The 11886-nt window shown below is 60.7% G+C and carries 7 protein-coding genes and 3 tRNA genes; all 10 read right to left on the bottom strand.

All coding sequences use genetic code 11. The features are described 5' to 3' along the window. Positions 1 to 33: 33 nt before the first annotated feature. A complete protein-coding gene (locus A9404_RS00315; RefSeq protein ID WP_066097620.1) occupies positions 34 to 837 on the bottom strand; it encodes a hypothetical protein in 804 nt (267 codons plus the stop codon). Positions 838 to 1567: 730 nt separating this feature from the next. Then, a tRNA-His gene (locus tag A9404_RS00310) sits at positions 1568 to 1643 on the bottom strand. Between the two features lie 22 nt (positions 1644 to 1665). Beyond that, positions 1666 to 1742, bottom strand: a tRNA-Arg gene (locus tag A9404_RS00305). 15 nt (positions 1743 to 1757) lie between these two features. Next, positions 1758 to 1834 (bottom strand) — tRNA-Pro (locus A9404_RS00300). Positions 1835 to 2000: 166 nt separating this feature from the next. After that, positions 2001 to 4286: a phosphoenolpyruvate--protein phosphotransferase gene (ptsP, locus tag A9404_RS00295; protein ID WP_066097618.1), complete on the bottom strand. Its 2286-nt coding sequence runs from the start codon at positions 4284 to 4286 to the stop codon at positions 2001 to 2003. Then, the gene (locus A9404_RS00290; protein WP_066097616.1) at positions 4276 to 4818 is read right to left on the bottom strand and encodes an RNA pyrophosphohydrolase; all 543 of its coding nucleotides are present in this window, start codon (positions 4816 to 4818) and stop codon (positions 4276 to 4278) included. Before A9404_RS00290 ends, ptsP begins: the two co-directional genes overlap by 11 nt. A gap of 405 nt (positions 4819 to 5223) precedes the next feature. Further along, the gene (locus A9404_RS00285; protein ID WP_082922611.1) at positions 5224 to 8091 is read right to left on the bottom strand and encodes a bifunctional YncE family protein/alkaline phosphatase family protein; all 2868 of its coding nucleotides are present in this window, start codon (positions 8089 to 8091) and stop codon (positions 5224 to 5226) included. A gap of 61 nt (positions 8092 to 8152) precedes the next feature. Continuing rightward, positions 8153 to 8746, bottom strand: a complete 594-nt coding sequence (locus A9404_RS00280) for a MotA/TolQ/ExbB proton channel family protein (RefSeq protein WP_066097614.1) — start codon at positions 8744 to 8746, stop codon at positions 8153 to 8155. An 86-nt stretch (positions 8747 to 8832) separates the two neighbouring features. Further along, on the bottom strand, positions 8833 to 10974 hold the full coding sequence (locus tag A9404_RS00275; RefSeq protein ID WP_066097612.1) for a TonB-dependent receptor family protein: 2142 nt from the start codon (positions 10972 to 10974) through the stop codon (positions 8833 to 8835). Positions 10975 to 10988: 14 nt separating this feature from the next. Then, positions 10989 to 11879, bottom strand: a complete 891-nt coding sequence (locus A9404_RS13250; RefSeq protein WP_066097610.1) for an energy transducer TonB — start codon at positions 11877 to 11879, stop codon at positions 10989 to 10991. Positions 11880 to 11886: the final 7 nt, after the last annotated feature.

Here is an 11886-nt window from a genome sequence, read left to right as displayed (position 1 = left end):
CCTTTGTCATGGGAAGAGTCCTCCATAAAACGATTAATGACCATTGCACATGCGGATGAACCACTGCGGCTCGATTTGCCGATACACACATTCAAATCCTTTCCAGTGACTGGGCAGGTAATTAAGTGAGGGAAGTGCGCGGTTAGTTGTCTGGCGTGTGAAGACACCCTCCGTCTCATGAAATTTGGCATCATCGAAGCCTTTGCCAACTATCTGTAGTGGCTCTAACAATTTTCCGTTTTCGATTCTGGGTATTTCAGGAAAGAAAATGTAGTCCTTCCAGATCATGCCAAAGAGCAGGGTATTCCGGCGATAACTACGATCGTCCGATTGATCAGGATGATCGATTCGCGGGGTCGTGGCAGGCTTAATACGCAGGGGACTATACCGATAGAGGGCAGCATGGAGCTCTTGAGGTGAGCTCAAGAGACTTAACTCCCGACGAGCTGTCTCAAGCGTATAGGGATTGGGTAACCACAATGGCGCTGAGCGAGCAACGCTATCTATCCCCGCCCGCTTGAAGAGTTCCAGCGTATCGCCCTCCTTGTACCAAAATGCCGAGCTCGTTCCCGGCGGACGTGGATATTCACGGTAGCGACGCACGACTTCGACGAAATCCGCCCTGTGATCCTTGAAGTTTCTGATCATTTCTTCGTCGCTCGGCAGTGGATTCCATACCCACAAATAGTAATAGAAAGCTGCGGCACCAATTGGTAACAAAAGCCATTTCAAATGCTTCAGGGAGTGTTTTGAGATTTTCTGATTAATGAAGCCCATGACACCTACCCAATAAAAAAACTGAACTATAGGGGACAGACCGCTGTTTTTTTCAATCATGGAGAATAATGGCAATGAGCTGAACGAAACCCCACGGCCCGTGTTTTGCACAAACCGATACTGCGCTTTGCTGTGATTGTTCTGACAAACTTTGTGACTTGGTCATCCTCACTCCTTGGATGCTGTTCAGTCCTTTATGTGCTGCTCACCCTAACCAGTCTTTTTCAACGGTTCAAACACAATAAAATCGTTAGACTATTTATATATTTCTTTTTTATCATGAGCTTATGGCAACAAATCTTTAAATCCCGCATTAACACTTGGTTCTCGCCACTTTTCACGCCAGAGACTCAGGACAAACAGTGCGCCAAAAAAACTTAAATATGACAATTACATGACGGCAATTTTTGCGGTTCTGCGAAGTAATACTTAGTGCCACTCGACTGCTCGGCTCGCACTAACCGACAAAATAGGCGGCAGATCCGTCCTTTGTGCTGAAGCTGGCGGCGGAACTGCACGATCGGTTGGCAACAAGGGAGACACCTTGGCCGAGGCAATCCATGAACGGTGCAAGCGTGCAACATCAATCCCCGTTTCCGGGCGGTGGATGCGCTTGTGAATCGATGGAAATGACGACCCTGTAAAGGGTTGCTCAGGGTCTGATCAATCGCGACTGAGGGCCACAGGTCCATCTCATCACAAAGGATGAGAACGGTCGCCTTGCTGGACGACATACGGAAGGCGGAAACGAAAAAGCCCGGTCGGAACCGGGCAATTTCGTTTCTGAATATGGGGTGACCGATGGGGCTCGAACCCACGACAACCGGAATCACAATCCGGGACTCTACCAACTGAGCTACGGCCACCATTGTTTGGTATATGAGCGCTTGGTGCGCCCGGCAGGACTCGAACCCGCTACCCTCGGCTTAGAAGGCCGATGCTCTATCCAGATGAGCTACGGGCGCAAGTAATATGCAGTTTGGTCGGAGTGATAGGATTTGAACCTACGACCACCTGGTCCCAAACCAGGTGCGCTACCAGACTGCGCTACACTCCGATCGGCTTGGCTTTGAGACCGCGCCTTCGTGAAATGCGGGCGCTAGCCCGAACCACGCGAAGCGCGCATATTAGGCATCTCACCCTCGGATGTCAACCTTCGTCTGACGGCTTTTCGGGCGGTTTGGCCCGGGAAATGATCGCGCTTTCCACCGCGGGCCAATCCCCTAGCGACCGGCCCGGACGAGACCGCCCAACCCCCGCTCATGGAGTGCCTGATACAGCATCTGGCGGATCTCGCTCGGACGATGGCAATTGAGGGCCTCGGCGAGCAGATTCCGGGCGTCCGCATGGGACATGGTGCGCATGACCCACTTGATACGCGGGACGGAACCGGCACTCATCGACAGGACGTCGATCCCCATGCCCAGCAGGAGCACGGCCCCCATGGGGTCGCCCGCCAGTTCGCCGCAGACGGCCACTTCACGCCCCGAGCCCTGGCAGGCGGAGACCACCTGGACGATGGCGCGCAATACGGCCGGATGGAGGGCGTCATAGCGCGGGGCGACGCGTTCGTTGTTGCGGTCGATGGCCAGGATGTACTGGGTCAGGTCGTTGGTGCCGATGGACAGGAAATCCACCATGCCGACGATGATGTCGATCTGGTAGACAGCGGACGGCACCTCAATCATCACGCCGATTCGTGGCGTCGCGACCGCCTCGCCCTCTTCCCGCAGTTCGGTGAGGGCCTGATGGATATAGACTTTGGCCGTTTCAAGTTCGTCCACCGATCCCACCATGGGCAGCAGGATGCCGAGGTTGTCCAGCCCGACCGAAGCCCGGAGCATGGCCCGGATCTGCGTCAGGAAGATTTCCGGGTGATCGAGCACCAACCGGATGCCCCGCCAGCCCAGGAAGGGGTTGTCTTCCTTGATCGGGAAATAGGACAAGGGCTTGTCGCCGCCGACATCCAGGGTGCGCAGCACGACCGGTTTGCCCTTGAAGGTTTCCAGTGCCTCGCGGTAGATGCCGGCCTGTTCGACCTCGCCGGGAAACTGCTTGCGGATCTGGAACGGCACTTCGGTCCGGTACAGACCGATGCCCTCGGCCCCCACGGTCATCGACGGTGCCATGTCCGATAACAGGCCGATGTTCACGTGCAGGCCGACACGCACACCATCCGGCGTAGTCGCCGGCAGATCGCGCAGGCCGCTCAGCTCGGCCGTGAGTTGCGCTTCTTCCTGGGCCAGCCGCATCAATTCCTGGCGGAGCGATCCCACCGGGCGGACGATCAGCAGACCGCGATAGCCATCGACGACCACTTCCTGGTCGTTCAGCTGGGCGATAGGCAGGTCCGGCACGCCCATGGCGGCGGGAATGCCCAGCGCGCGGGCGAGAATCGCCAGATGCGACGATCCCGAGCCGGTGCTGGACACGATGCCCACCAGCCGGTTCGTCGGGATTTCGGCGAGATGGGAGGCGGACAGATCCCGGCCGACGAGGACGATCCGCTCCGGCCATTCGCGCTCGCCCTGGGTGCGCGCCTGCAGCTTGGCGAGAATCCGCGAGCCGAGGTCGCGAATGTCCTGAGCCCGCTCGCGCAGATAGGGATCGCTCATCTTCTCGAAGACGGCCGTGTGTTCGCGCACCGCATCCCGCAGGGCAGCGGAAGCCGATTGCCCCTTGCGCACCCGCTGCTCCATGCTGTCGACGAGCGAACCGCCCCCCAGCATCAGGATGAAGGCGTCAAAGAGCATGTTCTCGTCGGTATTGCCCGCCGCTTCGGCAAAGTCCTGCTTCAACTGGGCGAATTCTGCCCGGACGGCCTCGATGGCCGCCTGGAGCACGCGCCACTCTTCCTCGGGGTCGCTGACGGCGCGATCCACCACGGTTTCCAGATCGACGACATCGAGCACGCTGACCGCCGTGCCGAACACCACGCCGGGCGAGCCCGGCAGACCACGCGCCGTGACGGCGGATTCGAGTTTTGGCTTGGCGATCGTCGTGCTCGACAACTCGCCGCTGACCTGAGCCTGACGGATACCGGAGGCGAGCTGGGAAGCCAGCGTGACGAGGAAGGATTCCTGATCGGAGGAAAAACGCCGCTGATCGTGCGTCTGCACGACCAGAACGCCGAGCACATCGCCCCGGTAGATGATGGGCACGCCCAGAAAGCCGTGATAGCGCTCTTCGCCGATATTGGACACGAACTTGAACGCCGGGTGATCCGGGGCATTTTCCAGGTTGACGAGTTCGGCCCGTCGCGCCACGAGACCGACCAGGCCCTCGTTCAGATGCAGGGCAACCGTGCCGATCATGTTCTTGTTCAGACCTTCGGTCGCCTGGAGGACGAGGACGGTATCCTCGGCGTCCTCCGGGTGATCGAGCACATAGACGGAGCAGACTTCGACCTGAAGGGCATCGCGTACGCGACGGGCGATCAGATCCAGCGCTGCCCGCAAGTCGACGGACAGCGTGACTTCGGTCACGATCCGGCGCAGTTCATCCAACATGGGCGGACTCCTTGTCCTCGCGGCCATCCCAGTGCTCGTCCGTCTCGGCCGGCGGTTCGCCGGCGCCGGCGGTCGGCGCAAGAACGCTCATGGCCGTCCGGTAGACGGCGCGTTTGAAATAGATGACTTCCGACAGAATCGACCAGTACGGTCGCCATTCCCAACCATCGAATTCCGGCTTGGACGTGGCATTCAGGTTGAAGGCGCTGTCTGACGAACGCAGACGCAGCAGGAACCATTTCTGCTTCTGGCCGATACAGGTCGGATGAAGATGCCGACGGATCATGTTCTTGGGCAATCGATAGCGCAGCCAGCCGCAGGTCCAGCCGATCACCTCGACATCGCTGGGCAGCAACCCGGTTTCCTCGTGGAGTTCTCGGAACATCGCGGTCAGCGGCCGCTCGTCCTCATTGATTCCCCCCTGCGGAAACTGCCAGGAACGATGCCCGGCACGCTTGCCCCAGAATACCTCGCCGGCCTGGTTAATCAGTATGATGCCGACATTCGGGCGGAATCCATCACGGTCAATCACGTTTGTACTCGAACAGAAAGGTCAGGCGCCAATAAAACGGGGCGCCGTGACCGATAACCCCGTACGGGCACCGTCGACGAATCGTCCCCAGATCCCTCAAGGCTCCGCCCAACGATCGAACGGTGCCTTGAGTCGTTCACCTCATTTTCCACAGGTTGATGAGGTTTAGCAAAACATCTGTTTCACCGGATGGCGCAGGCACAGGCGCGACAACCGCGACAAGAGGACCAAAAGGCCCTTGGCTACGGTTCACGCAACGACTCGGATCCCTCGGCGATGGGCCGGTTGAAACCCGTCGCATCAGGGTTTTCCGGGGCGGCAAAGAAAAGGCTGCCGGGGCAGCCTGGGTCCATCTGGGCGGGAGACCCCACCGGAGATTGGCAGAAGGGATTTATGCCGCGCGGATTACGGAACGGAGTAATCGACCCCGCGCAGCCCCATCCACAGCGCACGATTGAATCGCTGCGTGTCGAGCCGGTCCTCCGAGGAGAAATCCTGTCCGGCCATCACGGTGGACCAATAGGCGGCCGTCCGTCGGGAGTGGGCATACCGGGCCGTTTCGGCCGAGGCCGGCAGACTGTTCCGTGCGGTGCGTGGCGGCAAAGGCAGTTGGGTCGTCCGCAACACTTCGGGAACGATTGCGGTGTAATCCATGGGTTGCAACTGTCGGTCGAACACGGCCGCCATCGGCAGGGCATTGCCGTCCGTCAGACCCATGGGCCGCAAGCCCAACACGTCCTCGATGGTCCGCAGAAGGTTGACGGTGGTGTAGCGGGTGGAAACCACGGCATGGCGTTTCACGTAGGGCCCGATTACATAGGCGAGACTGCGATGCGCATCGACATGGTCGCCGCCATCCTGGGCATCGTCCTCCACCACGAAGATGAGGGTATTGTCGCGGAACGGGCTGTTGCCGATTTTCTGTACCAGGAGACCCAGCGCGTAATCGTTGTCGGCCATCTGGGTTTCGACGGTGTTCACGCCATCGGCGGCAGTCGCAAAATCGCCGAAGTGGTCGTGCGGCAGACGCACCAGTTCGAGAGCGGGCAGCGTACCGGACTTGGCGTAGTTGTCGAATTCCCGCGCCCATTCCGTGTAGCGCCAGTAATCGGCGTAGTTCTGATCGAAGCCGCGGAAATAGACATCGGTAATCGGTCTCAGGGCAGACTTGTTGGCGTAGGCCTGAACCATCTTGTCGGCATAGGGGTGACGCGATGGCGGCACGTAGGCCGGATCGTCGTGCGGCAAGTCGTAGCGTGCCTCGTCCGCATAAAAACCATAGTTGCGGATTGTGATACCGGCGCGCAGGGCACTATCCCACAGGTACCCGGCGCCCTCTTCCCCGCCAGGTCCATCCGGTGCAGCCACGTCGCGATCCCCCGGCAGCAGGTCGGGATCATCGGGCACGCGCGCATCTTCCTCATGACGGGCCTCCGGGTCGGCCAGCCCCAGATTGATGTTCCGATTCTGGCCTTCGTTGTCGTAGCTCAGCCCCCGACCGGCATAGTTAATGGCGATGTTCTTTTCGGAATATTCGGTGGAACGGGCTGCCGTGCTCCAGATCCAGCCATCGTTACTGGCCGCGCCGCTCACCAGGAAATTGTCGAGCGTCACGAACTGACGGGCGAGAGCATGGTGATTCGGGGTGATCGGTTCGGGCAGCAGCACCAGATGTTCATCGCCGTTGCCGGGGCGCAGGTCGCCCAGCACCTGATCGTAGGTCCGGTTTTCCTTCACGACATAGATCACGTGCTTGATGCGCGACCGGAGGAAGGCCATATCCTGCGCTGCCGCCGCCCGGCCACGCACGTCGGCCCAGTTGTTATTGACAGCGACTTGTCGGGTCAGCTTGGCCAGTTCGACGCCACTCGGTACGGGCAGCGTCAGAAAGCCGGCCTTGGTCAATTGCCAGATGTACTGGTTGTGGGCACGACAGCGCACGGTCGCCGCCTTTTCCGTCGACAGGGAATCGCGACAATTGCCGCCGTTCGGGCCCGGCATGCTCTTGCCGTTGACGACGTACAGGGTTTTGCCGTCCCGGCTCACGCTGACGGAGTTGGGATACCAGCCCGTCGGGATCAGCCCGCGAACAGCCGAGTCGCCCTTGCGCGCCGACAACCCGATGACGGCCACGGCATTGGTGCCGCCATTGGTAACGTACAGGGTCTTTTCATCGGGTGACAGCGCAAGACTGTTGGGGTTGCTGCCCTTCAGCTGGCTGGCGTTGGCGTAGGTCTTCGTCGGGGCGGTCGTGCCGAGCGTATCCAGCACCAGATCCCGCTTGGCATCGATCACGGTCACGGTGTCGCTGTTCGAGTTGGCGACGTACAGTCGGCTTTTCGCGCGGTTGAGAACCATCCGGGTCGGTTGACCGCCCACGGGAATGCGCTTGATGACCGACAGTGCGCCGTCGCGGATGCGCAGCACCACGACCTCCCGGTCGCGCATGCTCGTGACATAGGCCTTCCCGTCGCTCTGGTAGGCCACCCAGAACGGGAACTCGCCGCCCGGTACGCCGGCACGAGCCGGATTGATCTTGCCGGGGCGCAGATCCAGCTCATGAATGACCCTGGACGTGGCGAGATCGATCTCGGAGACGCTGTCGTTCTCGAAGTTGGTGACCAACAGACGCTTGCCATCGGGGCTGACGGCAACACCCGCAGCCATGGGTCGCACCCTGAGGCCCAACCCCTGATCGTGGTGCCCCAAGGGCATGGCCGGAAGAACCTCATGCCACTGGCTTACGTCGAGGATATAGCGGTGGATGTCATCATCGACCCCACCCGCCACGTAGAACTGTCGCCCATCCGGATGCCAGGCGATGCCGGAGAAGCTGTCCGGCACCCGGAGCACCTGCCGCTTCACGGGGGCACCGGAACCGACGTCGTAGATGAAGATGTATTCCTCGGACGTGGCCTGATCGATCTTGCCCTGCGGATTCCAGTTCCGGTTGTAGCCGCTGGTCAGCACGAGCAGGGTCTTGCCGTCCGGGCTGAGCGCCGTGGAGACTGCCTGCCCTGCCTGAAAGTCCGGCAACGTCGGCAGGTTCGGATTCATCCGCTGAAACAAGGCGCCCGGGGCGGCTGTCGGCGTAATGCGCGCCCCGGTCGGCAGTGGCGTGCTCGCCAGTTGGGCTGAACCCCCTTGCGCATCGGCAGCACCGAAGGGCAGGAGAACCGCCAGCGTGAACATCGCCCCGACCAACGTCTTAGTCGTTCCCAGACGACGGACGGGATGGAATGCCCAGTGACCAGAACCGATTTTCGTCAACATCTGAGGCCTCCGGAATCTGCAGGAACCGGGTCGGTTACGACGACGGAACCGGCGAACGCGGTTATTTCGTCGCCAGGTACTTCAGCGAGATCAGCTTCATCTGGTTGTTCACCTGCTCGACCTTCTCACCGAAGTAGTTGAAGAACGCCAGGCTGTAGAGGGCGATCGCAATACCGAGACCGGTCGCGAACAGGGCGGTACCGATCCCGTGGCTGACGGCGGCCGGGTCGGAGGTGCCGTTGGTCGACAGGCTGTGGAATGCATCGATGATGCCCATGATGGTGCCGAGCAGACCCATCAGCGGCGACAGGGTCACGACGGTATCCAGAAGCCACAGGCGCTTGCTGAGCTGCGGCTGCTTGGCGACATAGACGGATTGAACGAAGAACTCCGAGGCCGCATGGGACATGGCCGGCGCATCGACGATTTCGCACAGGGCCTGGGCCTGCGGGCTATGACTGCCCGTGAATTCGGCACGCAGTTCTTCGTGCAAGTTAGCGTCGTGCAGGTGGCTGTTGACGAAAGCAGCAATGCGTTTGCCTTCGCGCATCGCGTAGCCGAAAAAGATCAATCGCTCGACGATCACGAACGTCGCGAGCAGGATCATGCCGATCATGGCGTACATGATCACGTCGTGCAGCAGGTTAAAAGACATGGTCATTTCCTCTTCTTGTATAACGAATGCGGCGGGGTACCAGACCCCGCCAGGCGCTTAAGAATCCAAGCGCGTAGGGTGACGCCTTAGAGCGAGCCGCCGATGGTCAGGTAGACCGCACGCGGGGTACCGGTGAAGTAGGTCGGGTTGCCCGCCGTGGTACCGGTGTACATGGACGCCAGATAGCTCTTGTCAAAGAGGTTGTCGACGTTCACCTGTACGCGGAAGTCCTTCAGACCGTAGAACTTCTTGACCTTGTAGCCGGCCCGCAGACCGAACACGGTGTAGGACGGGGCGCTTTCGGTGTTGTCCACCGTGGAGTAACGCTTGCCGACATACTTGCCGTTGATGCCCGCGAAGTACGGACCGACGTGGTAGCTGGCATCGGCGAACAGCATGGCTTTCGGCGAATCCGGTACGGTCTTGCCACCGCTCTGCACCACGGTCGTGGACGAAGCCTGGTAGTTCTGGTCGAACTTGGACTGGTTCAGCGTGAGCGAGGTGTACAGGTTGAACTGCTGGACCGGATGCCAGTTGGACGCCAGTTCCACACCCTTGCTCGTGATGCTGCCCACGTTCGAGTAGATGTCGGCATTCAGCAGGTAGCGGTTGGTGGAATCCTTGATCTGCAGGATGCGGTTGTCGTACTTGACGTGATACAGCGCCAGGGACGCATCGAAGGTCTCGCGCTTGGTACGGATACCCAGGTCGATGTTCGTGGACGACTCCGGCTTCAGATCCGGGTTGTAGGTACCGACGGTCAGCACGCTGGTGGACGGGGCACTGAAGTTCTTGGCGATGTTGCCGAAGATCTGCTCGTTGGCGGTCAGCTGATAGGTCGCACCGATCTGCGGCAGGAACGACTTGGAATAGGTCGCGCTGCGATCGTTGGTGCCGTCGAGCAGGTTGGTGTAGTCGCGGGTCACGTGAATGGCCTTCGCACCGACGTCCAGCTTCAGACGGTCGTTCATCATCGTGATGGTGTCCTGAACGTAGAAGGTCGCGGACTTGGTCACGAAGCGACGGTTGAAGTCGGTCTGGACCACGTCATGCGTCGGCGCGCCGCTGACGGACTGATCGATGGTGGTGTACCAGTTGCGATCGTTGCGGTACTTGTAGTTTTCCAGCCAGACACCGGCTGCCAGCTGATGCTGACCCAGATCGTAGGTGAGCTTGCTGGTTACGCCGTAGCGATCGGTGTAGTAGCGGGATTCGCGGTACATCAGCTGAACCGCACCCGTGATCGGGTTGTGGCCCGGGTTGTAAGTACCGTAGCCATGCTCGCGCTGGTAGTAGGGAACCAGGGACAGACGTGCACGATCGGTCAGCTTGAAGTCGCCCTGCAGGCTCAGCAGCTGGTCGGTACGGCCGTTGGTCCAGCCGGTGTAGTTGTTCTGGTCCTGCAGGGGATCGCCGGTCCAGGTGGTGTTCAGGCCATAGTAGCGACCGTACTTTTCGTAATCCGCCAGGCTCATGTCCAGGTAATCGTGGTCACGGCGCTTGTTGTAGGTGTAGGACAGGCCGATCTTGTTCTCGCCGAAGATCTTCTGGATCTTGGTGGCGAAATGATCACGGGTGTTCTTGCCCTTGGCGCGCCACTTTTCGGTGTCGGTCCGCGACGCACTGATGAACGCCTTGGTATTGTCGGCGAACTTGCCGGTGTCCAGACGCAGGAACTCGCGGTGGGAGCTGAAGCTGCCGCCGGAAACTTCACCCTGGATGCCGGCCTTGTTGCGCGGATCGATGGTCTGGTAGGCGATGGAGCCGCCCAGCGCGCTGTAGGACGGGGTGGCCAGATCGCCGGAACCCTGCGATACCTTCGCGGACTCCAGGTTTTCGCTATCCATGAAACGGCTGGCCGGGTTGCCGCCCGCCGCCGCGTTGTTGGACATCGGCACGCCATCGACGGTCACGCCGATCTGGCTGGAGTTGAAACCGCGCATTTCGATGTTCGTACCGTACTCATAGATACCGTACGGGTCAGCCGTGTTGACGTTGACGCCCGGCACGCGTTCCAGCGCCATGACGGGGTTCTTGCCCGGCTGCTGTTCCTGGAATTCCTTGCGATCCACCGCGTTGGCGGCACGGACCTGGCCCTCGCCGATCACGGAAACGGAACCGGTGTCGACAGAAGCGCTGTCGGTGGTGTCCGCATGGGCCGGGGCATTGACTGCCAGGGCGGTCATGATCGCCAGGAATACCGGCGTCGGTTTAAAAGTCGCTCGCATCGTTTTCTCCCTAATTAATTATCGGAAAGTGAATAAACAAGACTGGTTCGGAACTGTTTCTGTCCATCCCCCCGCCAGGCATCTTCGGGAATCGGCGGGAACAGCGCGGAACGAACCGCCTGCAATGCCGCCTTGTCCAGAATGTCGCTGCCGGAAGACTTGACGATCTTTACGCTCAGCAACTTGCCGTGGCGATCGAGCACATAGGCCACCTCGACGGTGCCGCTCATATCGAGCCGACGGGCAAGCGCCGGGTAAATCTTGTGATGTTCGATCTGCCGGCGAACTTCGCTGACGTAGGCCGCCTCATGACTCGGATTGCTGGCCGGCGCCGGGGGCGCGACCGGCTTCGCCGGTGCAGGTGCCGGAGCCACCGGCTTCTGCGGCGCAGGTTCCTTGACCGGCGCTGGCTTGGCCACGGGCTTTGGTGGCTGCTTGGGCGGCTGCTTGGGCGGCTGCTTGGGCGGCTGCTTCTTCTCGTGATGCACATGCTTCACGGGCTTCGGCTTTTCCACTGGCTTTTTCGGCTTCTCCACGGGCTTCGGCGGCGGTGGCGGCGGCTCGACCGGCTTGGGGGCCGGCGTCGGCACGGGCGGCGGCGGTGGCGGCGGTGGCTCGACCGGCGTTGGCTCAGGCGGCGGCGGTGGCGGCGGTGGTGGTGGTGGTGGTGGTGGTGGTGGCGGAGGCGGCGGCTCGACCGGCTGCGGCGGCGCCGGTGGTACCGGGACGGGCTCCGGCTCCGGAGCGGCCAGGGTAATCTTCAAAGGCTTGGCCGGTGGCTTGACCAGCACGGGCTCCTTCAGATGCAGCATCTGGTCGGAGGCGATCAGGGCACCCATTGCCAGGACGACCACGCCCCGGGCAACCCACTCGCGATTGGTGAAGAGATGATGACGTTGCGGCATGAGAGTC

The organism is Halothiobacillus diazotrophicus, from assembly GCF_001663815.1.
GTDB lineage: Bacteria > Pseudomonadota > Gammaproteobacteria > Halothiobacillales > Halothiobacillaceae > Halothiobacillus > Halothiobacillus diazotrophicus.
The sequence above is the reverse complement of the archived record's forward strand: the minus strand, read 5'-3'. Positions and strand labels throughout refer to the sequence as shown.

Bases quoted from the DNA above. Each gene is read 5' to 3' on its own strand.
- A9404_RS00280 (WP_066097614.1), bottom strand. From the start codon at position 8,746: ATGTCTTTTAACCTGCTGCACGACGTGATCATGTACGCCATGATCGGC.
- A9404_RS00285 (WP_082922611.1), bottom strand. From the start codon at position 8,091: ATGTTGACGAAAATCGGTTCTGGTCACTGGGCATTCCATCCCGTCCGT.
- A9404_RS00315 (WP_066097620.1), bottom strand. From the start codon at position 837: ATGATTGAAAAAAACAGCGGTCTGTCCCCTATAGTTCAGTTTTTTTAT.
- A9404_RS00275 (WP_066097612.1), bottom strand. From the start codon at position 10,974: ATGCGAGCGACTTTTAAACCGACGCCGGTATTCCTGGCGATCATGACC.
- A9404_RS13250 (WP_066097610.1), bottom strand. From the start codon at position 11,879: ATGCCGCAACGTCATCATCTCTTCACCAATCGCGAGTGGGTTGCCCGG.
- ptsP (WP_066097618.1), bottom strand. From the start codon at position 4,286: ATGTTGGATGAACTGCGCCGGATCGTGACCGAAGTCACGCTGTCCGTC.